General features: G+C 45.6%; 12 protein-coding genes and 1 tRNA gene. 11 read left to right on the forward strand and 2 right to left on the reverse strand.

What is annotated here, in order from left to right; all coding sequences use genetic code 11:
• Nucleotides 1-58 precede the first annotated feature (58 nt).
• From serA to ADIS_RS16790, 7 genes are all read left to right on the forward strand, one after another.
• Nucleotides 59-1,951 carry a phosphoglycerate dehydrogenase gene (gene serA, locus ADIS_RS16760; RefSeq protein WP_010855840.1) on the forward strand — a complete coding sequence of 631 codons (1,893 nt, stop codon included), beginning with the start codon at nucleotides 59-61 and terminating at the stop codon, nucleotides 1,949-1,951.
• Between the two features lie 535 nt (nucleotides 1,952-2,486).
• Entirely contained in the window at nucleotides 2,487-3,410 is a 924-nt protein-coding gene (locus ADIS_RS16765) for a universal stress protein (RefSeq protein WP_010855841.1), read from the forward strand.
• A gap of 132 nt (nucleotides 3,411-3,542) precedes the next feature.
• Nucleotides 3,543-4,439 (forward strand): DUF4412 domain-containing protein, encoded by an 897-nt coding sequence (locus ADIS_RS16770; protein ID WP_162141580.1) that lies wholly within the window; start codon nucleotides 3,543-3,545, stop codon nucleotides 4,437-4,439.
• 24 nt (nucleotides 4,440-4,463) lie between these two features.
• Nucleotides 4,464-4,970, forward strand: a complete 507-nt coding sequence (locus tag ADIS_RS16775) for a dihydrofolate reductase (protein ID WP_010855843.1) — start codon at nucleotides 4,464-4,466, stop codon at nucleotides 4,968-4,970.
• An 84-nt stretch (nucleotides 4,971-5,054) separates the two neighbouring features.
• On the forward strand, nucleotides 5,055-9,647 hold the full coding sequence (locus ADIS_RS22440) for a PAS domain S-box protein (RefSeq protein ID WP_051113339.1): 4,593 nt from the start codon (nucleotides 5,055-5,057) through the stop codon (nucleotides 9,645-9,647).
• 115 nt (nucleotides 9,648-9,762) lie between these two features.
• The gene (locus tag ADIS_RS16785) at nucleotides 9,763-9,975 is read left to right on the forward strand and encodes a hypothetical protein (RefSeq protein WP_010855845.1); all 213 of its coding nucleotides are present in this window, start codon (nucleotides 9,763-9,765) and stop codon (nucleotides 9,973-9,975) included.
• Nucleotides 9,976-10,202: 227 nt separating this feature from the next.
• Nucleotides 10,203-10,277: transfer RNA gene (locus ADIS_RS16790), tRNA-Val, on the forward strand.
• 36 nt (nucleotides 10,278-10,313) lie between these two features.
• On the opposite strand, the gene ADIS_RS16795 is transcribed toward ADIS_RS16790, so the two are convergent.
• Together ADIS_RS16795 and ADIS_RS16800 are read right to left on the reverse strand one after the other, a co-directional pair.
• Nucleotides 10,314-11,228 carry a DnaJ C-terminal domain-containing protein gene (locus ADIS_RS16795; protein ID WP_010855846.1) on the reverse strand — a complete coding sequence of 305 codons (915 nt, stop codon included), beginning with the start codon at nucleotides 11,226-11,228 and terminating at the stop codon, nucleotides 10,314-10,316.
• 80 nt (nucleotides 11,229-11,308) lie between these two features.
• Complete coding sequence (locus ADIS_RS16800) at nucleotides 11,309-14,263, reverse strand: FAD-binding and (Fe-S)-binding domain-containing protein (RefSeq protein WP_010855847.1); 2,955 nt, start codon at nucleotides 14,261-14,263, stop codon at nucleotides 11,309-11,311.
• A gap of 118 nt (nucleotides 14,264-14,381) precedes the next feature.
• Here ADIS_RS16800 and ADIS_RS16805 point away from each other — a divergent pair, with 118 nt between their 5' ends.
• The 4 genes from ADIS_RS16805 (at nucleotide 14,382) to ADIS_RS16820 (ending at nucleotide 24,588) form a co-directional block, all read left to right on the forward strand.
• Complete coding sequence (locus tag ADIS_RS16805; protein WP_051113340.1) at nucleotides 14,382-15,365, forward strand: phosphotransferase; 984 nt, start codon at nucleotides 14,382-14,384, stop codon at nucleotides 15,363-15,365.
• Nucleotides 15,358-16,644, forward strand: a complete 1,287-nt coding sequence (locus ADIS_RS16810) for an ADP-ribosylglycohydrolase family protein (RefSeq protein ID WP_010855850.1) — start codon at nucleotides 15,358-15,360, stop codon at nucleotides 16,642-16,644. The genes ADIS_RS16805 and ADIS_RS16810 overlap by 8 nt, the downstream gene beginning before the upstream one ends.
• Before the next feature lie 602 nt (nucleotides 16,645-17,246).
• Nucleotides 17,247-23,648: a PAS domain S-box protein gene (locus ADIS_RS16815; RefSeq protein WP_010855852.1), complete on the forward strand. Its 6,402-nt coding sequence runs from the start codon at nucleotides 17,247-17,249 to the stop codon at nucleotides 23,646-23,648.
• On the forward strand, nucleotides 23,632-24,588 hold the full coding sequence (locus ADIS_RS16820; RefSeq protein WP_010855853.1) for a sensor histidine kinase: 957 nt from the start codon (nucleotides 23,632-23,634) through the stop codon (nucleotides 24,586-24,588). The genes ADIS_RS16815 and ADIS_RS16820 overlap by 17 nt, the downstream gene beginning before the upstream one ends.
• Nucleotides 24,589-24,611: the final 23 nt, after the last annotated feature.

Raw genomic sequence — 24,611 nt, forward strand, 5'->3', positions numbered from 1 at the left:
TTCATAATATTTTTTAATCTGTTAATTTTGCGTCTCGTTATAAAAACTTCACCAGCAAATGACCGTTACGAAGAAATTTATCATTGACTTTGACAGTACGTTTACCCAGGTGGAAGCCCTGGATATCCTGGGGGAAATCAGTCTACAGCAGGATCCTGAAAAGGAAAAGAAGTTGCAGGCCATAAAAGATATTACCGACAAGGGGATGGAAGGCAGCATTACTTTTCGGGAGAGTCTAGAGCAACGGCTTTCATTGCTTAACGCTAACAGATCCCAGATAGCGTCTCTGATTGATTCTCTCAGAAACAAAGTCTCGACTTCGTTTCACCGCAACAAAGAGTTTTTGAAAGAAAACGCAGACGACATTTACATAATCTCAAACGGTTTCAAGGACTTTATCATTCCGATAGTTGCTGAATACGGTATCAAAGAAGAGAATGTATTCGCAAACGAGTTTGTGTACGATGAGGCAGGTCACATCGTCGATTTTAACCGGGAAAATCCTCTATCTAAAAATAACGGAAAGCCCGAAACCATAAAGAGGTTAAACCTAGAAGGTGACATCTATGTGGTCGGGGATGGATACACCGATTACGAAATCAAGGCATCGGGAGTAGCAAACAAATTTTATGCGTTTACAGAAAACGTAAACCGACCCAGGGTTTTGGCAAAAGCCGACCATGTGGCACCCAGTTTTGATGAAATCCTTTACGTAAATAAGTTGAACAAGAAATTCTCCTACCCCAAAAGCCGGATCAACGTGCTTTTATTGGAAAACGTGCATCCTGTAGGTATAGAGCTGATGAAGCAGGAGGGGTACAACGTCGAAGTGGTCAGTTCTGCCCTTTCAGAGGAAGAGCTGATGGAAAAAATCAAAAAGGTATCTATCTTAGGTATCCGTTCCAAAACCCAGGTAACCAAAAGAGTATTGGACAACGCGAACCGGTTGATTGCAATCGGTGCGTTCTGCATAGGTACCAACCAAATCGACTTGGAAACCTGCCAAGAAAAAGGCATAGCTGTATTCAATGCGCCTTTTAGCAATACCCGATCGGTTGTCGAGATGGCTATCGGGGAGATCATTGTGCTTCGACGCAAACTTTTTGACAAGAGTGTAAACCTGCACAAAGGTATTTGGGATAAATCTGCTTCGGGCAGTTTCGAGATCCGAGGCAAAAAACTTGGCATAATCGGCTATGGTAATATTGGTGCCCAGCTTTCCGTACTGGCAGAAAATCTGGGTATGGATGTATATTATTACGATGTATTGGAAAAGCTGGCACTGGGGAATGCGACCAAAATCGAATCACTGGATAAGCTGCTTGAAACCTGCGACGTAATCAGTCTTCACGTAGATGGACGAAAAGAAAACTACAACCTGATCAACAGGGAACGTCTGCAAAAAATGAAAAAAGGCTCTCTTTTGATCAACCTGAGCAGAGGACACGTGGTGGATATACCAGCCCTAAAAGAGGCCTTGGAGTCGGGTCATATTGCCGGAGCTGCGATCGACGTATTTCCTTCGGAGCCCAAAAACAATGACGAGCCCTTCGAATCAGAGCTTCTGGGATTGCCAAACACCATCCTTACGCCACACATTGGTGGAAGTACGCTGGAGGCCCAAATCAACATCGCCAAATTTGTGCCGGGAAAAATCATGGAATATATCAACACGGGCAACACGTATAACAGCGTCAACTTCCCCAATATCCAACTTCCCTTCCTACAGAATGCCCACAGGCTTATTCACATACACCAAAACGAGCCGGGCATCATGGCCAAAATCAACCAGATACTTGCCGATCACGAAATAAACATCGTGGGTCAGTACCTGAAAACGAATGAGAAAATAGGCTACGTAATCACTGACATCGACAAGGCCTATTCCAGCCGGGTGATCGATGACCTGAAAAATATTTCCGGCACCATCCGATTCCGTATGTTGTATTAAAAAAAAGCGGAACCTTTCGGCACTACAGCCAATTGGTTCCGCTTTCAATAATGAGTCCGGACGTCGGAGTGTTACAAACCTCCTATAAAACAAGATTTGAGCTGCCCTGAGATCGCAACCTTCCACTGTTATCCTGCCTATGGGCGAGGTCCTTGTATGCTTTCGATCCAAGGATGAGGCCTGGTTTTGAAAAAGGGCTTCACTCGGGATATTTAATTAATTTGTGAAGTTTGAACATGTCATTAGCCCGAACCCATCACAAATATACATCACGCATTCGGTAAAAATAAATCCATGGCTAGAATCTAAAGCCAATCGCTTAATTTACCCATCCTCAAATCAGCTTTGCTTCTTATAATAATACCGAAAACAGTTCACGAGGCTGAAAACAATCCGTTCAGCACATGAATCTACTAAAAAATGACAGGTGTCTTGCTATACGTTTTCAAAAAGCATACCTTGGGATAGCTTGACTTACTTTTTTTAGGATTTTTAAAACCATTGTGAATCATAGGCCAAAAGCGGGAAAACCAGCATGTACCAAATCAAAAAACTCATCGTCTGCCTCGATCGGACAGAAATGGACGCCACTTTAGTGAAGTTTGCGGCCTTCATTGCTGATACCAATCAAACCAAGAAGATCTACTTCACCAACGTGATCCGTAACCTCCACATCCCTCAGGAGGTACTCAACGAGTTTCCAAACCTGATCGAAGGAATGATCAATGAGCGAAAGACAGAAATGAAAAAGACGGTTGAGCAACATTTTGATAGAGAAGTGCCTACCGAGTTTGCCTATGTGGTGAAAGAGGGCCAGCTATCTAAAAAAATCCTTAAGTTGGCCAACGAAAAATCCGTAGACATGATCTTGGTGGGAAGGAAAATTTCGCTACCCGGTTCAGGTGTGTTGTCCCAGCGGCTTGCCCGCAGGGCCAGTTGCTCGCTCTTGATAGTCCCAGAAAACAGTAAACCCAAACTCAAGAAGCTGTTGGTTCCGAGCGATTTTTCCGACTATGCACGTGAAGCCATGGAAGTGGCCATCTCCGTAGCGGAACGAAGTAGGGAAAAAGCTGAGATCATCTGCCAAAACGTTTTTACCGTCCCCTCCGGCTATCATTTTACGGGCAAGAGTTATGACGAATTTGCCGCCATCATGCAAACGCATGCGGAGATTAACTTCAAGAAATTTATTCGAAAAATTGATACCAAGAGCATTAAGGTAAAAGCGGTATATACCAAAGATGACGATGATGACCCCGTAGAAGACATCATCCGGGTAGCCAAAGAAATCAATGCCAACGGTATTATAATCGGAGCCAAGGGAAGGACGGCGGCCACTGCGTTGTTTATTGGAAGCATGGCTGAAAGACTCATCCAGCTTAACGATCAATTCCCCCTGTTGGTAACCCGACCGAAGGGGAAAAATGCCGGAATCATTGAATACATATTGGAAATTTGAGCCAATCAAAAAAATGTTTGGGAAATCTAGTTTTTTTGAACTTTACCGTTAATTAAGTACCTTTAACTTATTAACCTTAAAACCAACGTTATGAAGACTTTCACTACGATTTTTATTTTTATACCATTTTTCATGAGCTCATTTGTGGCGGAGGCACAGTTGCTTCGTAGATTAAAAAACGCCGCCGAGGAGGGCGTTGCCAGGGCAGTTGAACGAAGAGTGGTCAGCGAAGTAGAAAAAGCCACCCAAAAACAATTTGAAAAAGCATTTGGAGACCTCTACGGTGGCCAACGAGGAGGGGGCATGTATGACTTCAGCAAAATTCTCGAGTCCATCAACACCAATGTAGAGATCGAAGACAGGTATGTCTTTTCAGGATTGGCCGAGATGGAAATGACAGGCACGGAAGCAAACGGAAAAAAAGTCGATCCCGTTCGTCTCAACTCCTACCTTAGCAGCGACGACCAGCTAACCGGTATGGAATTCGTTGACCCGGCAGAGAAAAAAAGCAACCAGCGATCGGTAATGATTTTTGATTTCAAAAATAATGCAACGATCATGTTGGTGGAAGAAGATGGAAAGAAGACCCGGATTGCATTTGGAGCGGATTGGCAACAAATGATGGAAAATATGGCAGAAATGGCCGATGAGGAAGACGAAGAAATAGCCGATAATAATATGGAGGACTTCTCCTTCGAAAAAACAGGAAAAACAAAGTCAATTCTAGGGTATAGCTGCGACGAATATGTTGCCAAAACCGAAGAAATGGAAGCCTCCTATTGGATCAGCAAGGATCCGATCGAAGGGCTACAATCATTTTGGGGAAACAACAGCCCGTTCTTGGCACAACGGATGAAATCCGAAGGAACTATGGGCTTCAATACCTTCCCAGCAGGAAGTATAATGGAAATGAATTTTGTCAGCAAGACGGATAAGTCTACCTCTACTTTCACCATGGTTAACATAGATACCAAATCAACCCACACCTTTGTGATGGCTGACTATACCAATGCACTAGGGGGGCAGTAAGTTTCTTCGGAACCAACTTAGATCATGTTGAAAATCTCCATTATTGTAGCCAAGGGGGAGAATAACGTAATTGGCAAGGACAACGACTTGCCATGGCACCTGCCCTCGGATTTGAAGCATTTCAAGGAAACCACAAAAGGCCACCACGTGGTCATGGGCAGGAAGACATTCGAAAGTCTCCCCAAACCTCTTCCTGGTAGAACCCATTTGGTTATTACAAGAAACAAAGAATACATAGTTCCTGAGGGACACCATGTTTTTTCCTCGTTGGAGGATGCCATAGACTTCGCAACGGAAAAAAACCTGAGCCAGATTTTTATTTTAGGCGGGGCGGAAATATACAAGGAGGCACTCCCCTACACTGATGAACTGATAGTTACAGAAGTCCATGCCAAACCGGAGGGAGACACCTTTTTCCCGGAACTGAACCCCGTAGAATGGGTGGAAAGTGACAGAAAAAAGGTGGATCATCGGCAAACGAATGACCAGTATAGCATGGAATTCGTAACTTTGAAGCGCGGAACACTCTAATACCGGATAAAAAAATCCAATATGGGCGGTAAATTTTATTATGAATCGTTATTTTTAGTGTAGAAGACCTAACCTAATTATTCGATGAGGCAAGCTGACGGTGATGAGAGTAGGATGAACGAAGAGACGTATATGTTGGCTACGCTCGAAGACCTGACCAAATCAGGAACCTGGAAACTCTGCCTAAATTCCAACAGTATCGAGTGGTCCGCGGGGGTATTCAGCATGCTGGGCTATGAACCAGACGAGTTCCACTTAAACGTTGAATCGGCTGTGGACGTCATTCACCCCGAAGACAGGGACCGGGCCATCAACCACATGCAACTGGCGATCCGGGAAAAAAAGCCCTATAACATAAGAATGCGACTGATCGGCAAGGGTGGTCGTATTTGTCAAGTTGTATCCAAGGCGACCATGATACGTGGTGAAGACGGATCACCTAAAAGTTTAATCGGTATTTTTCAGGACATTACCGAGTTCATCGAACATAAGAAAGAGCTAAAAAGTATTCTGAACAGTTCTTTGGATATAATCTGCTCGGTTGATCTGCAACACCGTTTTCTAAAGGTAAACAGTGCCTCTTTCGATATCCTTGGCTATTACCCGGAAGAGCTCGAAGGACAGGCATACAGTGATTTTTTGAACCCTAACTCTATCGAAAAGTCGAATCAATTCTGGGCTCAACTTTTTCAGCTAAAAAAAGTCAAAAATTTTGAAAACTCCTTAAGGCACAGGGATGGGCATTTTGTCCCCATTTCCTGGACCGCCCATTATGAGGAAAATTCAGAGGTAATTTACTGTGTGGGGCGGGATATTACAGACCGCCTTCAAGCAGAAAGCGATAACGAACGTAATGAAAGGCGGTACAAATCCATGATACAGGAAGGGGGGGACTTCGTGGCCATCATCAGCCCTTCCGGGAAATTTACGTACGTAAGCCCTACGTACAATCGGATTTTAAACTATCCCGAGGAGGAGCTGCTTGGTAGTTTTGTATATCTTTATATACACCCCGAGGACAAAGCCAAGCTTAAACACGAGAGCTCAAATATTCTACCCGGACAACGCTGCATTACGTCACCGTATCGGTTCAGATCAAACAGCGGACAGTGGCGCTGGATACGCACTACATTGGTCAATTTGTCGCAGGATGAATCCATAAAAGGCTTTGTGGCCAACAGTAATGATATCACCGATATTGTAGAGACTAGCCGTAAACTGGCAGAGAGCGAAGGCAGATTTCGCGGCCTGTATGAGTCCCAAACAAACTATATCATCCGTACCGACCTCGAGGGAAGATATACGTACGTCAACAAAAAGTTTCGGGAGGAATTCGGATGGATTTACCAAAATGCAGCGATTATTGGCGAGTTTTGCCTAAGGTCGATTTGCGAATACCACCGGCAAAGGGTAGCCGATACCGTCGAAAAGTGCATTCACAATCCAGAAGTTGTTTTCAAAGTTGAAATAGATAAACCAACCATTTCTGGTGGTGTGATGAGCACCTTGTGGGATTTTATATGTGTAGTAGATGAGATAGGCCAACCTAGGGAGATACAATGCATTGGCGTGGATATTACCGAACGGGTAAAATCTGAGCGGTCACTAATCGCCAGTAATGAGCGGTTTGAACTGATCAACAAAGCTACAAGTGATGCCATTTACGATTGGGATATAAAAAACGACACCTTTCATTGGGGCGAAGCTTACTTTCGGATTTTCGGGTACGAAAACCACCAAGCCCCCCATTCGATACAGGCGTGGGAAACCCTTCAGCATCCACAGGATACCAAAAACAATAAAGAAGAATGGACAAAATACATGGAGGATCCCTCCCGGTTTAAATGGCAGGAGATATTCCGTTGGAGAAAAGGGGACGGAAATTACGCATACGTAGAGGAAATCGGGTACTTGGTAAGGGACGAGTCGGGAAATCCGATCCGTATGGTGGGTGTACTTCGGGATATTTCTGGAAGCAAAACAATTGAAATAGCAAACGCACTTCAGCAAACGATTTCCTCCTTCTTTAAAAGTGATAAATCAATAAAAGAAGTTCTGTTTTCAACAGTAGAACTAATCAGCAAAGAACTGGCATTCAGTAAGGCGGAAATTTGGTTGAAGAGCGAAGATAATGACACCATTTCCTTGAACGCAGGATATGCCGAAATCTCCTTAGATCCAGAAGAAGACAGCCCCTGTTCCAACCAAAAACTTAAACATGGTGAAGGCATCCCTGGTCTGGTGTGGGTAAATCAACAAACCTACGTCTGGGACGATCTCGGAACCAATCCCGATTTTAAGATAAGGTCAACCAAGCCTGCTGGAGCACATCAGTGCTGTTTAGCACTTCCTATAACCACAAACGGGCTTTTCGTTGGCACGTTGATCGTCTACAGTCAAGAACCGTTGTTGGATGTACAATACCAGTTGGAAATCCTTGAAAATCTTGCCTCCTACCTAGGGGGAGAGATTTTACGCAAGCTACAGGAGGAGCAAATGCGGTTGTTGTTTGAGTGGTCTCCTGATATTTTGGCCATAGCCTCTCCTAAGGGATATTTCACCAAAGTAAATCCCGCTTTTTGCCAATTATTGGGATATGAAGAGCAAGAGATCCTCCTCCGCCCCTTCACGGAATTTTTACATCCTGAAGACTTGGCATCGACTTCATTGGAATTTGAAGAAACAAGTTCCGGCATACGTCAGGCCGAAAATTTCGTCAACCGTTACCGTACTGCCTTTGGCAATTACAAGTATATTTCATGGGGATCATCCACTCCCTTCGGGGATGATGGATTCCTGTTTTCTTACGGAAAAGATGTCACCCCTGTCTACGAACTGCAACGGATGCTTCAGGCCGCTTCCGAAATGGCCAAAGTTGGTGCGTGGGAGTTGGATCTTATTAAAGGAACACACAAGTGGTCTGCCATGACCCGGGAGATATTTGAGGTACCTGCATCTTTTGATCCAGAGGTTGCAACGGTGATTGACTTTTACCCCGCCGATTTTAGGCCTTTTGTACGCGCCCAACTTGACAGGGCCATCACGATGGGAGAACCTTTCGAGTTCGAAGCCATTATAACAACACCAAAAGGATCCGAAAAATGGGTAAAAATCAAAGGGGAAGCTGAGATCGCCGACGGAAGACCGGTACGTGTATATGGCAGCGTGCAAGATATCCACCAACACAAAACCGACCAACAGGCTATCCAACAGGCTCTTAATGAACGAAACAATATATTGGAAAGCATCGGCGAGGCTTTCTTTTCCGTAGACAAAAACTGGAAGACGCTGTACTGGAATAAAAGTGCCGAAAAACTCCTACACGTTCCAAGGGGACAGGTGATGGAAAAGATAGTTTGGGATGCGGTGCCTGAATTGGTGGGACATGGGCTAAAATCTGCCTGCCAATCTGCTCTGGAAACGAATGCACCGATGCAATTGGAAAGCCACGACAAAGAGACCGACAGGTGGCTGGAAGTGGGGATATACCCAAAATGGGATCAAATTGGCGTATTCATAAGAGACATCGGTAACAGAAAAAAAGCACAACAAGAATTACTTCAATCCAACGAGCGATTTCAAAAAATAGCTGAAGCCACGAACGATGCTATCTGGGATTTTAACGTTCCCAAAAACCACCTCTTCTGGGGCAAAGGATTTGAAAAGCTCTTTGGATACAACTTACATAGTATATCTCCATCCCTTGAGTTTCTGATGAGTCTCATACATCCGGACGATAGGCAGGCCGTTTTCGATAAAATCCAGGATTATATGAGGCCTACCCATTCAGAAAACAATTGGACGGAGGAATATCGTTTTCGACGTGCCGACGGAAGTTTCGCCTATGTAATTGACCGGGCCATATTCATTCGAAACCCCTTCGGTGTAGTGGTTCGCGTTCTTGGAGCGATGACAGATATTACCCACCAAAAAAACCATGAAAACTCACTTAGGAAACTCAATGAACAGTTAAAATCCAAGGTACACGAGTTGGCCATCTCCAACCAAGAGTTGGAACAGTTTGCCTACGTTGCTTCCCACGACTTGCAGGAACCCTTACGTATGATTACGGGATTTCTGGGACAAATCGTCCGAAAATACGATCATGTATTGGATGAAAAGGGAAAGCAATACATTGGATTTGCCGTAGACGGCGCCACCAGAATGCGTAGGATTATTTTGGATCTTTTGGAGTATTCCAGAGTTGGGCGGGAGGAAGAGCAAGTTGAATCTGTCGACTTAACGGAAATCGTCAACGAAACCAAACTACTCTTCAGGAAAACGCTGGACGAAACGGGAGCCGAAGTGACCTACGAAAACCTTTCAACCATCGTTGGACGATGGGTGCCTATGCGTCAGGTTTTTCAAAACCTGATAAGCAACGCGCTCAAATACCGTTCTCCCGAGCGAACCCCAAAAATCCACGTACGTGGAGAGGAACAGCTCGAAAACTATGTTATCTCCATACAGGACAATGGCATAGGAATAGATCAAACCTATTTCGATAAGATATTTATTATATTCCAGCGGCTACATAGCGAACCGTCTGTCCCTGGAACCGGTATGGGATTGGCCATTACCAAAAAAATCATTGAAAACTACGGGGGAACCATTTGGCTGGAATCCATCCCGAACGAGGGATCTACCTTTTACTTTACGGTAAAAAAAGCATTGTAAACACCCAACATTCCAACCATTTTACCATTCATTTTTATTATTTACCGCTTATTTATTTTATTAAAAAAATTATTACCTTTGTTGCGTCTAGAAAGACTTAAACAATCTGTACAAAATGAAAACAAGCATCATTGCGATGAGCATCGCTGCGGGATTAGCTATTGCTTCCTGCGGCCAAAAGAAAGTAGAAGAGGAGATTTCCGAAACCATCGAATCATCAATTGAGGAGACGCAGGAAGAGGAGCTTTGGGAGGAAACCTTGGAAATCCCCGCAGAGGATGCCGAAGCGGCGTCTGAGGAACAGCTGGAAGAGACTTCCGGTAACTAAAAACGATCTGAAATGACCTAGAGCCCCGGAAATTCCGGGGCTTTTTATTTTTGCCAATTCCACAAAAACCACCAAGATTACCAATCTCCCGAGGCAAGGGTACCAACTTATCCTTTATTGTGCCTCTAGCTGGCGGGGGATAAACTTCCCGGATTTAAAATACTGTCCAAATCAGGCCCTACCCTTTGGTATTATCTAAAATTGGGTTAATATTGGGTGTTGAACCTAGGTCGTTAGCTCAGTTGGTTCAGAGCGCTGCCTTGACAGGGCAGAGGTCACCAGTTCGAGCCTGGTACGACCTACATTAATAGTTCTTCATCGTTCTAAAAGGGAGCAAGTTATCCTCGTTTTTTCTCCGACTCGGCTAATTCTTCGAACAGGCGTCTTTGCCTTTCCGATAGTTGCCGCGGTATCTCAACCTGTAATGTTAAATATAGATCGCCAAACTCACCATCTTTTTTGTATACCGGAAATCCCTTTCCCTTCAGCTTGACCTTGCTGCCAGGCTGGCTTCCCGGTGGTATGGAAGCCCTTACTTTGCCATCAAACGTTTCAATGGTTATTTCCCCTCCCAAAACCGCCGTAACAAGGGGTATCTTCTCAGTTTTGTACAGGTGGTTTCCCTCCCGCTTAAAAAACGGATCGGGAAAAACCTGAAATGTAAGGTAAAGGTCTCCCGGTTCTCCCCCACTTGCACTAGCTGCTCCATACCCTTTTATTTTGATGGTTTGACCGTCTTCTACACCCGCTTGAACCGTTATGCGTATCTTCTTTCCACCTACCTCGATGGTACGCTTGTGGGTTTGGGAAGCTTCTTTAAGCGTTAGCTGTAGCTTTCCATGGTAATCCTGGCCTTTAAGCCCAGCCCTGGAATGAGTACGGTGTCCCCGCCCGTTACCAAAGAGACTTTCGAAAAAATCCGAAAATCCCCCGCCGCTAAAGGTTTCATAAAAATCGGTACCTGCACCATTGAACGCTCCACCCCGTGCCCCACCGTACTGCCCCGATGCCTGTTCATACGCATCTGCATGCTTCCAGTCCTTTCCGTATTTATCATATTTTGCGCGTTTCTCGGGATCGGAGAGCACCTCATTGGCCTCATTGACCTCTTGAAACCTACGTTTGGCGGATTCATCGGTCGGGTTGAGGTCGGGATGGTACTTTCGTGCCAATCTACGGTAGGCCTTTTTTATCTCATCCGCGGTCGCAGATGGATTCAGTTCGAGTACCTTGTAATAATCTATGTAGTCCATTTCAATATTCTTCTAGACTTGAATTACCAAATTTAATCCTACATAAAAACGAATTACAACTCGCAACAATTCCAGAATAATCAGGATAATCCGGCCGCTTCGAAAAGAACCTCAATAGGATGAACGGCCTTCTTTCCGGTACCATCCAAAATCTGGTGTCTACAACTGGTTCCTGGCGCTGCAATAATGGCCTGTTCCGAAGCCTTCCTTACCGCAGGAAAAAGAACCATTTCCCCTATCTGCATACTTAGCTTGTAATGTTCCTTTTCGTACCCAAATGACCCGGCCATCCCACAGCACCCGGATGGTATTATCTTCACCTGGTAGTTTTTGGGTAAAGAGAGTAACTTAGAGGTGAAATTTACCGAGGAAAGGGCTTTTTGATGGCAATGGCCATGCAGCAGGATCTCTTTAGGGGAATCCGTAAACTGATCGGCACAGATATTGCCGGCGACCACCTCCTTGGCCAAAAACTCATCTATCAACGAGGTATGAGCCCTCAGCTTCTTTGCAGCATCAACCCATTGCTTTGAAACCAAGCGAGGGTACTCGTCACGAAAGCCAAGAATGGCCGAGGGTTCGATTCCCAATAGGGGCGTGTCCGCTGAAATCAGGGCACTGAAAATTTCCACGTTTTTGTCAGCTACCTTTCTGGCGTATTCGAGCAACCCTTTGGAAATTGCCCCCCTTCCACTCTCAGGATGGTCCACCATATTCACCTCGTAGCCTAAATGCCTAAGTAACTTGATCGACTTGATGCCTATCAACGCATCGTTATGGTTGGTAAATTCATCCGCAAACAAATACACCGTTTTTCGTACTGGCACATCGCCACTTAGTTGGGGATAGTTCCTTTTATACCAAGACCGCAAGGAAACCGGTGAAAGCATAGGAAGCTCTCTATTGGGCGCTACCCCCAACACCCGTTTCACTAGTCCGGATGTAAGCGGATTGGAGAGGAAAAAGTTGGAAACACCCGGAATCCTGCTCCCCATTTCGTTCAGGTTATTTATGTAGGCAAATGCCTTCGAACGGAGGGGAACTCCATGCGTTTTGTGGTACTGGTATTGAAACTCCGCTTTGATGGTGGCCATATCCACGTTGGAAGGGCACTCCGAGGTACAGCCCTTGCATGAGAGGCATAAGTCCATCACCTCCTTTATTTCGGGATGATCAAATGGATTTTCCTTCGTATTCTTGGTAAGAAATTCCCGCAGGATATTTGCCCTACCTCTCGTAGTGTCCCGCTCATTTCTGGTCGCTTGATAACTGGGGCACATAGTGCCTCCCCCAGTGGTGGGAAGCTTTCTGCAATCTCCGCTGCCGTTGCATTTCTCAGCCATTCGTAGAATACCCCCTACCGAACCAAAATCAAACAGCGTATCGTGTTCGGGAGTCCCCATGCCCGGTTCGTACCGCAGGGAGGTATTCATGGGAGGCGCGTCCACGATCTTGCCGGGATTGAAGATATTGTCGGGATCCCAGGTTTTCTTTATCTGCTTAAACAATGTGTAATTTGCCTCGCCAACCATCATCGGTATAAAAGCTGCACGGACACGTCCATCCCCATGTTCACCACTTAGCGAGCCTCTGTATTTTTTGACTAGCTTGGCGGATGCCTCACTGATTTCGTAAAAACGTCTTACATCAGCTTCCTTTTTTAGATCCAAAATTGGCCTTAAGTGGATTTCTCCCGCCCCGGCATGGGCATAATAGACAGGCTTTTGGCCAAAGCCCTCCATAATCCCGGCAAACTCGTCGATGTAGTCCGCCAAATCGTCTATATCCACGGCCGTGTCTTCGATACAGGCCACCGCCTTGGTATCCCCGGGTATATTGGCCAAAAGGCCTAACCCAGCACTTCTAAGCTCCCATGCATTTTTCGTCCTATCCGGCCCTATCACCGGATAGGCATAGCCAAGATTCGCATCCCGGAGGGCCTGGATAAACATCTCCCCTTTCCGAACTGCTTCCTCCAGTTCCTTGCCCCTGAATTCCACCATCAAAATGGCCTGCGGGTCACCCTCCACAAAGTCCCTGTTTTTGCTTTGCTCTACGTTTTCCTTTGTGCAGTCCAAAATTATCTTGTCCATCAACTCTACCGCCGTCGGATCCTGCTTCATCGCTACTTGCGCAGCCTTCATGCTTTGATGGATCGAATCAAAATGTGCCGCCACCACAATCTCATGGGGATCCGGCAAGGGATCCAAATGAAGGGTGATCTCCGTCGTCACGGCCAGGGTACCTTCAGATCCGCACAAAAGCTTGCAAAAATCAAACGGCACAGAATTCCCCGAAAACAGGTTCGTTTCCAACAAATAGTCGACTGCATAGCCCGTATTTCGTCTATGGATATTTGGCTTTGGAAAATTGTCCCGGATCTGGGCCTGTACGTCCGGATTGCTCAACACCTGCCTCATTTGCCGGTAAAGGCTACCCTCCAAGGTCTCAAGCGAACATTTTTGCACAAATTCTTCATCAGACAGTGCCTTTACTTCTATTTCGGAAGCATCGCTTAGCAACACCTTCAAAGAAAGCGTATGCTCCCGCGTACTTCCATATACGATCGAAGTGGTACCACAGGAATTATTGCCCACCATTCCTCCAATCATGGCTCGGCTCGCCGTACTGGTGATGGGACTAAAAAACAACCCATGTGGTTTCAAAAAATGGTTGAGCTCGTTTCTGACCACACCGGGCTGTACCCTAACCCAACCCTCTTCTTTGTTGAATTCGAGGATTTTGTTCAAATGCTTGGACACATCCAACACAATCCCATCTCCCACGCATTGACCCGCCAGAGAGGTCCCCGCTGTACGGGGAATAAGGGAGGTTTTATGCTCTTTGGCAAACCGGATCAGCTTCTTGATGTCCTTCGCATGCTTTGGAAAAGCCACCGCCAATGGAATCTCCCGATAGACGGAAGCATCCGTGGCGTAAAGGGTTTTCATTAAGTTATCAAAATACAGTTCACCGTCCAATTCGCTTGCCAACTGCCCGAGGTGTCGGTTGATGGGGGTTGTTTCATTACTCATGGTTCAAAATTAAGACAGTTGCCCATAGGAATAAACAGATCGTTGAAATATTTTGCTATACCTTCAAAATGGACGAAAACCCTATCTTTGTCCAACTTGAATCTGAAAATACAATCGAATGAAGATAAAATTGGAATTGCCACTCGGTGAGGATGTGATCCATTTTTTAGCGGATAAATTTAATTTACTTTCTCCTGGAGAAACCATTTTAAAGGCTGAAAAAGCGGGAGAGGGAAACATGAATGTAGTCCTTAGGATCACCACTAACTTTCGCAGTGTAATCCTAAAGCAGTCAAGACCATTTGTGCACAAATATCCCCAAATCCCTGCTCCCTTTGAAAGGATTTCTGTTGAAAAAGCATTTTACGATACCATAGCCGGACAAACCCGACTCGCCTCCATGACCCCTTCACCGCTCGCATTTGATGAAGAAAGCCAACTTTTGGCGCTGGAGGATTTAGGAGCTTCCTCCGACTTTACGGCCATTTACTCAGATTCAGCCAAAATAACTGACTCAGAAATCGTACGGCTGGCAGAATTCCTCTTCGAGCTTCACTCCCTGCAGGTCGATTCCTTCCCCTCTAATACCCCTATGAAAGTGTTGAACCATGCACATATATTTAGCATCCCTTTCTTGGAGACACCTCCCATAAACCTCAACTCAGTCCAACCAGGTTTGGAAGAAATCGCCCAGCCCTTCCGGTATGACAATGTGCTGAAAAAGGCAATCGGAGTGATCGGAAATCGTTACTTGTTGACAGGAAAAACGCTACTGCATGGCGATTTCTATCCAGGTTCTTGGCTGAAATCGGCTGATGGTATCTATATAATCGACACGGAATTTGCCTTTCTGGGCGATAGAGAGTTTGATTTGGGAGTATTGATCGCCCACCTAGCCATGGCCGGCATAGAAGAAGGGAAAATCCACCTAGCTTTAGAGACCTATGAAACAACAGAGCTTATCCTATCACTTCTACGGAATTATGCCGGGGTTGAAATCTTGAGGAGACTGTTCGGTGTGGCGCAGCTGCCCCTGATGTTGACGTTGGAAGAAAAATTCAAGTTGGCGAACCTTGCTAAAACGATGATACTGGATGCTTAAATGCTATACGATTTCCACCGCTTTTATTTTGCTGTTTTCCACAGCTTGTGATGTAGACCCCAAGGACAAACCTAATGCCTCTGAAGATGTCCTCCCCGCATCACCCCTCCACGAAGCAGCGCTGAAAGATAAAGTACTGGGCATGATGGTGGGTAGTGCGATCGGAGATGCGATGGGTGCCCCCACGGAAATGTGGCCCAGAAAATCCATCGATGAGGCATATGGCTGGGTGGATCGGCTAGACACCATGACGAGGGATGTTTCTCCCGAGGGAATTTGGGTGCCAAACCTTCCAGCAGGAGGCACAACCGATGATACCAGGTGGAAGAAACTAGTTGCTGATTACCTGATTAGTGAGGCTAGTAGTCTGCCCAATCCTAAAGGGCTGGCCCAGCATATTCTTGACCGGCACAGCGAATATTTTAAGGAAAGAATGAAAATTGACCCGGAAGACAGCCTTGGGCTGGCTGAAAACTTCCTGCGCAAAGCTTGGTTGGATGAATGGGCAAAGGTAAGTGCGCCATTTGTTCGAGGAGACTACTCGGAATACAACATCCGGTTGAGTACATTCTACGGGGGGGAGATGGTTTGTGCAGGACTTCTCTATTCTCCCGTTATTGGGGCGTTGTTTCCGAGTAACCCAGAAAAGGCCTACTTAGTTGCCTTCGATCTGGCAATTTTCGATTTGGGCTACGCTAGGGATATCAGTGCCCTGTCTGCCGCGATGACCGCCGCAGCCATGAATCCGGACGCCACACCCCATACTGTCCTCCAGGTAATTAATGAAATAGATCCCCATCGATATACAGAAAGCCGTTTGGTGGGGCGAACCGCCCATCGAATCCTTGACCTTGCTCAGAGCATCGTAGAACAAGTCAGTAATTCAGGCGGCTCGATACCTGCAGAAAAAAGCACCCGCCAGCCTCCTACAAAAGAAGAAATGAAGGAAGCATTCGTTTTATTGGACAGGCACCTTCAGGATATGCCCTTTCATGCAGGCGAAATATTTCTTCAGGTCCTGACTGCTTTGATCCTGACAGAGTTTGACTTCGAGCTAAGTTTGCAGTTTTTGGTGAACTACGGCAGAGATAACGATACAACTGCCGCCATCGCAGGGGCCATTCTGGGTGCTTATTGGGGAATAGAAAAGCTGCCTGATAATATGTACAAACACACTATTAATGTAAACGTAAGCCATCTAGGCCTTGATATCGAAAAAGTATCAGAGGGACTAACAGAAAAAATCATGTCCTCGTACCGGATAGACCCTTTTCATTAATCCCATTTATCTATCTACTCCTTTGCTTAAATAAAAATATATTAATAGCTTTAATAGCATAAATCAGAATTTAGCTAAGTGGTTAATTCCCTTTGTAAGTCTCTTTCGCCAAGGTAAATCAAGTTTGTCTATAAACGATCATGCAGTCTCGAACGTGACCCATTGGATTCCTCGCTGACTAAATCAAGATAATACGAAAGGAATTGCCAGCTCATTAAAGTGCCCAAACCGTTGATTTTTCGACTGAATCTAATAACAGCATTCTCCAAGTGGAGAGATCTTTGGGATCTGGTAGGTTTGCTTTGCCAAACGAAAACTAATAAATCCGTTGATTCTGTAGACAGAGCGCTTGTCTTTATAGACGACAAAAACATCACCCATTTGATTACATGGAGTTATTTCTTCCTGTTTACAACCGTAACGGTTGGATGCAGGACAATAAATGATGACCAACCCGATTTCAGTCCTGGCCGGTATTTCCAGATACTTTCCTAACTCGTAGTACGACTTACCAATCGCATTAATTTACAGCACGTACCCCTACCCAACCTATGAATTCTAAACCTGACCCACACCTACCTTCAACAAAAAGGCCTCCCCGTATGCTTCGCATTATGGCGGTAGGTGCTTCTGCCGGTGGCTTGGAAGCCCTTCAGGATCTCCTTTCCAATCTACAGGTATTGGATAACTGCTGTGTGATCATCGCCCAACACATGAGTCCTACCCACCGAAGTATGTTGGTTCAGTTGTTGACAAAAGCCACTTCCTTTCCGGTGGTTGAGGCTACCAATCTGCAAGCCCTTTCAGAAAAAACGATATTCATTACTCCGCCCGACACGGAAATCTCCATCAGAGACGAGGCGATCCATTTGGCCAAACCACATTCAAGTATAGGTCCAAAGCCCTCAGTGGATGTGCTGTTTGAATCGTTGGCCAAGGAGGATAATCAGGTGATTGCCATTATCCTTTCAGGTACCGGCAGCGATGGTGCCGAGGGAATCAACAGGCTGGCGATGTCGGGCGATGCATTCATACTTGCACAGGATCCCAGCAGTGCCAAATACGACGGGATGCCTAATGCGGCCATTCAGACTGGGCATGTAAAGAAGATCCTATCTGCCAAAGACCTTGGCAAACACCTTTCCGACCTGCTTGCTTCCGCCGAAAGTAAGGGCTTGTTCCGGTCTATGGATGAAAAAAAATCCGCTTATGATAAAGTGGTAGAACTGCTTAGCAAAAAAAGCGGCACGGATTTCTCCAACTACAAGACGGCCAGTTTCACCAGAAGGCTGGAAAAAAGAATTTCGTCATTGCACATGGATTCGCTGGAACGCTACCTTGAGTACTTGGAAGAAAACCCCGAGGAAGTCAACGAACTTTTCAATATGGTTTTTATCGGGGTAACCTCGTTTTTTAGAGACTCCGAGGCATTTCTCACGTTGGAAACCTACCTAGATCGCCTGGTTCAGGGTAAAAAAAGCCAAGAGTCTATACGGATATGGATTCCGGGATGCTCTACAGGAGAGGAGGCCTACTCGATTGCTATCCTGCTGCATAAAATGCTTAAACGGTATGCCAAGGAGCATCTGGAGATACAGCTTTTTGCCACGGATATCGATGAACAGGCTATTGCGCAAGCGAGATCGGCATTTTTCCCCGCCGATTCATTGCAGGTACTTTCCCGTGAGACCATCGAACAATACTTTATCCCGAAGGGGTCTGGATACGAAGTCATTAAAGCGATCCGCTCCATGGTCTTGTTTTCCAAGCACGATATCATGCGAAATCCGCCGTTTTTAAAATTGGACCTGATTTCCTGCCGAAATCTTCTTATTTATTTTAAAAACTCCCTTCAGCAACAGCTTATCCCGCTGTTTCACTTTGCCCTACTTCCCGGAGGTTACCTTTTCCTTGGAAAATCAGAATCCATTGGACCCTTTACATCCCTGTTTGCAGAAGAAAACACCAAACACCGGATCTACAAGAAAAAGATATCACAGGGTCTTCAAACCATCCGGTTTTCGGCACTGAAACCACAGACCATGCCCGTCAAGCAGGTACAGGCCACACAAAACCCGCCCGCAAACAACCTAAAGGAATCTGCCCGGAAAACGCTGCTAAAGGCACTTGATACCCCTTATGTGGTGGTGAACGAAACCCAGGACATCCAAGAGGTACACGGGGATGTAAGGCTTTTTCTGAGCTTAAGTGAGGGAGGGATCCAGGCGAATTTGATCAAAATGCTGAACCCTGAACTTCAAATCGAAGTAAGGGCAATACTCAACAAGTGTATTAAGTCCAACACCGGGATAAAAAGCAAAATCAAAAAATTCAGACTTTTCGACAGCTACCATTATGTCCGTGTCGGTGTTTTTCCACTGATAGATCAACCGGGTTCCGATCCGCTCTACATGGTTCTGTTTGAGAAACTGGACCTGGAAGACTTCATTCATTCGGATCCGCAAAGTACCGCGCTCCCGGCTGACGAATCGACAAAGTTCAAAGAGCTTGAAGAGGAGCTGAACGAGACAAAAGAACAACTGCAAACCTACATAGAGGAAATAGAAACCAGTAATGAAGAGCTGCAGTCACTGATAGAAGAGCTACAAAGTACCAATGAAGAGCTGCAAAGCGCCAACGAGGAACTGGAAACCACCAATGAAGAGTTGCAAAGCACCAACGAGGAAATCCAGGTGGCCTACATGGAGCTAAAATCCGCCCATGAAACATTGGAAGCAAAGGAGTTGGAACTTCAAGTGCTCCAAGCCAACTCGGAGGCACTGCTTGACAATGACCTTCAGGCGTTTATTTTGGTCGATAGCTCTTATAAAATCCAAAAATTCAATCACCGTGCGGTAGAACTGTTCGAAGACCTAAGCGGAAAGCGTTTGGCTACGGAAAAGCTGATCTTGGATTACCTGCCCGAAGGAGAAACCGAGCACTTTATCACCAACTTCAAAAAAGTCCTTGACAAGAAAGCCTTCACGGGAGAAAAAAACTTCACCGATCTATCCGGAAAAAACCGCTGGTTTGCGGTCAATTATGCACCTGTTATTTTCAAGGGCGAATCCGTCACCGGGGTATCGCTCAGTTTGCTGGACATAACGACCCTAAAGGATACCCAATCCAGTCTTGTGCTCACCGAAAAGCTGGTATCGGCTGTTTTCAATGTCGTTTCACTCGGTATCTGCGTAACGGATGAATCCGGCATTCTTTTAAACGCGAACGATGCTTATTGCGAATTATATGGGTATGAAAAACATGAGCTGGTAGGGGAACACTTTACCAAGGTAGTACCGGTTTCCCAAAAGGAACAACTAAGTTTGTTGCATGACCAATTCATTAATACGGGATCAGAAACCTTAGGGGAAGCACGCGTTATTTCAAAAGCTGGGGTTAGGATCGATGTGGAGGTAACCGCTGATTTATTGATCCAACCGGACGGAACCCGATATAAGGTCACTTCCGTAAAAGACATAACCCAGCAAAAAAACATAAAAAAACTGCTGGCGGAAGCACAGAATATGGCCCGTATTGGTGCTTGGGAATATGTTATCGATACCGGTAGTTTAAACTATTCCGAAATTACCAGTCAAATCTATGGGATACCGGATAGCTTTGAGCTGACAGTCGAAAATGGTTTGTCCTTTTACCAAGAGGGCAGTAGCAGAAACCAAATCTCCCAGGCATTTAAGGAATGTATGGAGCAGGGCAGGCCCTTTGATATGGAGCTGGTATTAGTTGATTTCAATGGAGTCAAGAAATGGGTAAGATCCATCGGAAGGGCAGAAAAATCAGATGATAGCGTTGTACGGATCTTCGGTTCCATTCAGGATATCACGGATAAGAAAGAGGCCGAAGAACGCATCAAAGAAACCAACCAACGTTTTTCCTACGTCACCCAAGCTACCTCGGATGTAATCTGGGATTGGGATATCACCAGAGACAAAGTACTATGGGGCGAAAACCATGTCCAAATCTTTGGTGAGCTGCCTTCCGAAAACCTCAGCGACGTAGCACAGGTACATCGAAGGCTAGATCCTGATGAATTGGAGCAGATTATCCAAGATGCTGAGGAAGTGTTGAGATCCGACCGCATCCAATGGCAGTGCGAGCACCGGTACCTGAAATCAGACGGTAGTTACGCAGTTGTTTCCAACAAAGCACTGATCATTAGAAATAACGAAGGCAAACCTGTGCGGGTGATTGGCGCTATGCAGGACATCACAAAGCGGCATTACCAAGAACTCGAGCGCAAAATGCAACGGGAAATCAGTCTTATCTTTAATAAAGGGGGAGAACTGGTAAACACATTGAGTGAGGTCATCCAATACCTGGCCGACCTAGCCGCCATTGATTTGGCAGAGGTATGGTTGGTAAGTCCAGACAATACCTCCATCAAATTACTGGCAAACTACAGCCAAACAGAGCAGGCTAACCTATTTCGAATAAACAGCCAACAGATTACCACCTTTCAAAAAGGTGAAGGACTGCCTGGAAACGTATGGACTACCGGACAATCGATGATTTGGGATCAAGTTGAAGACCATAAGGAATTCGTACGATCGAAAGCAGCAAAGAAATCCGGCATTATTGCCGTTTTTGGCGTGCCATTACAACAAAATGGCGATATGCTTGGTGTATTGGTTTTCGGTTCCTCAAAGGGGAGGGAACATTTGGAGTCCTTCAAGATGCTCTTTGGCAGCCTCGAGTCCTTCCTTAGTGGTGAACTGATGCGGAAAAAACTGGAGTCCGAGTTGACTCAGATCATTGAAGGAGCACCCGATCTGATTGGCATCGTAAACTTTGAAGGACATTTCATCAAAATCAACGAGGCCGCCAGCCGAATGCTCGAATACTCCATGGACGAGCTGATGTCCCTGCCTTTTTTGGATTTGGTACATCCAGACGACCACTACAAAACTGAAATGGAGTTTAATCGCCTTATCAACGAAGCCATTCCCTTGGCATTCGAAAACAGGTACCTTGCCAAATCTGGAAAATCCATTTGGATCAGTTGGTCGTCCCGGGCGATACCGGAGGAACGCATCATTTATGCTTTTGGTAAAGATGTAACTCGACAAAAATCGTTGTTACAATCGCTTGAAAATGCCTATGAACAGGCAATGATTGGGGTTTGGGAGACGAATGTTGGTCAGGAGATCACGTATTGGTCGGGCGTTGCCCGGAAAATTCATGAGATTAGCGACACAAAATTTATCCCATCCGTGCAGGAAGCCTTGTTGTTTTACAGGGAAGACTACCGATCGCTCGTATCCGAAATGGTCGGCAAATGCTTAGCTACGGGAGAGCTTTTTGATTTTGAGGCACCGATCATAACTGCTACTGGAAACGAAAAATGGGTTCGGGCTACCGGACAGGCAGAAATCCAACATGGAAAAGTCACCAAAATGTATGGTAGCATACAGGACATTCATGCCAGGAAAACAGCCGAGCAGCAAATGCTCATTTTCAAGCAGATCGTCGAAACGTCCCACGAAGGAATCGCCGTGGCTGGCCTAGAAGGACAGGTAAACTACTTAAACCCGTCCTTCAGCCAAAAACTTGGCTTTACAACCCAAGAACTTCAGGATGCTGGGGGTCCGCCGGCTGTATATGCGGAGCAGGAGGTCGCTGCCGAGGTCTTTGGGCATCTGTTACGTGGGAAACCTTGGAAAGGAGATATATACCTAGTGGACAAAACAGGCAAAAGAACCCCCTATTTCTTAAGTGCGGGACCGATCTACGACGAAAAAGGCACCTTGATCGCTGTGTTTGGCATACATACCGATATCAGCGAGCGGATAGAATCGGAAACTGCCCTAAAACGCAATCTCCAGGCACTGGAGGATTACAAATTTGCCCTTGATCAAGCTGTTATTGTTGCGATCACAGATGTACAGGGAAAAATCACTTCGGTAAACCAAAAATTCTGTGAAATTTCAAAATACACTCCCGAAGAGCTGATTGGAAAAACCCATCAGATTGTCAATTCAGGGTACCATCCAAAGTCCTTTTTTAACGAGATGTGGAAAAAACTTACCAAAGGGCAGGTTTGGCAGGGAGTGATCAAAAACCGCGCAAAAGACGGCAGCGAATACTGGGTAAACTCAACAATGGTGCCATTTTTGGATGAAAATGGCCGCCCCAGCCAGTTTTTGGCCCTTCGTTTTGAGGTTACCGAGCAAATACTCGCCACAGAAGAACTCAAAATAGCCAACCGGCAGCTGGAGAGTCTCAACGAATCCCTTAAAGAACGTGCACAGGAACTGGCAATATCAAATGCTGAATTGGAGCAATTTGCCTACGTAGCTTCCCATGATCTTCAGGAACCGCTTCGCATGATCACCAGCTTCCTGGCCCAGCTGAATAAAAAATACGGCGAACTGTTCGATGATCGAGCTAAAGAGTACATAGGCTTTGCGCTAGACGGGGCCAGTCGTATGCGCCAAATCATTCTTGACCTCCTCGAATTTTCAAGGGTAGGAAAGAACGACGAAAGGCTTGGGCCTGTATCACTTGCTGAACTGGTAGCGGAGGTTATCCTGCTTAACCGAAAGGCAATAGAGGAATCCAATGCAAAAATCCATATCGGAGAACTTCCCACCATCCAAAATTACCGAACCCCACTGATGCAGGTATTCAACAACCTCATCGGAAATGCTTTGAAGTACCGAAAAAAGACGATCCCCCCCTCAATCAATGTCTCCTGTACGGAAAACGAAAACAGCTACACCATACGTGTTTCTGACAATGGCATTGGAATAGAAGAAGAATACTTCCAAAAGATATTTGTTATATTTCAGCGGCTACACCACAAAACCGAATATTCCGGGACTGGCATCGGACTAGCCATTGTTAAGAAAATCATAGAAAACCTGGGAGGCCATGTTTGGGTGAAATCCAAAAAAGACGAGGGAAGTACCTTCTATTTCACACTGCTAAAAACCCCGGTAAAGCCGGAAAAAATCAAAAAAGATACACCCTATGAAACCGGCCATTAAAGTTACGCTTGCCTATTTAGCGGTAGGCTTTAGCTGGATCTTTTTCAGCGACAGAGCACTTTTGCTCCTGGTTGCCTCCTCCGATATCCCCTATAGCGTAGGATTGCAAACGGCAAAAGGGCTCACCTATGTAGCTGTTACCGGCATTTTACTATACTTCTTGGTGAGAAGATACATACGTCAAATTGAGCAAAAGGTAAAGGAGCTAGAAGTCCTGAATGAAAAATTAGAAGAACAAGCAGTACAGCTTAAACAAAGCAATCAGGACCTGGAGCAGTTTGCGTATACGGCCTCCCACGATTTGCAGGAGCCGCTTCGTATGATATCGTCCTTTATGGCCCAGTTGGACAAAAAGTATCATGACCAACTGGACGAAAAGGCCCATCAGTATATTTACTTTGCCATTGACGGGGCCAAACGAATGCGGAAAATTCTAATCGACTTGTTGGAATATTCCCGGATAGGGAGGCTAACCGCTGGACCTTCCCTTGTGAATACCAAGGAAGTGATAAAAGAATGCGTGGAAGAACTGGCCCCCCTAATCAAACAAAAACAGGCGGCGGTCTCTATCGAGGGAGATTTCCCTACCCTTTGGTTAGATGATAAACTTGCCAAATTGATCGTATTTCAGCTTGTTGATAACGCCTTGAAGTTTTGCAAGCAAGACACCAAACCCGTGGTTGATATACGCGGGGAAGATGGTGGAGAAAACTGGAGCCTCACTGTTAAGGACAATGGAATTGGAATAGAGGCGGCCTATTTCGAAAAAATATTTGTAATTTTCCAGAAGCTGCACAATGTTTCCTTATATGAAGGTTCGGGAATTGGGCTTGCTTCGGTTAAAAAAGCAGTGGAAATCCAGGGAGGTAGTGTCCAAGTGACCTCAAGCCTCGGCAATGGGAGTGTATTTACGGTAATATTGCCCAAAAAAACGGACTAACCCGCCATAGATGTCTTTTCTCA

This window comes from Lunatimonas lonarensis (assembly GCF_000390185.1).
GTDB classification, from domain to species: domain Bacteria; phylum Bacteroidota; class Bacteroidia; order Cytophagales; family Cyclobacteriaceae; genus Lunatimonas; species Lunatimonas lonarensis.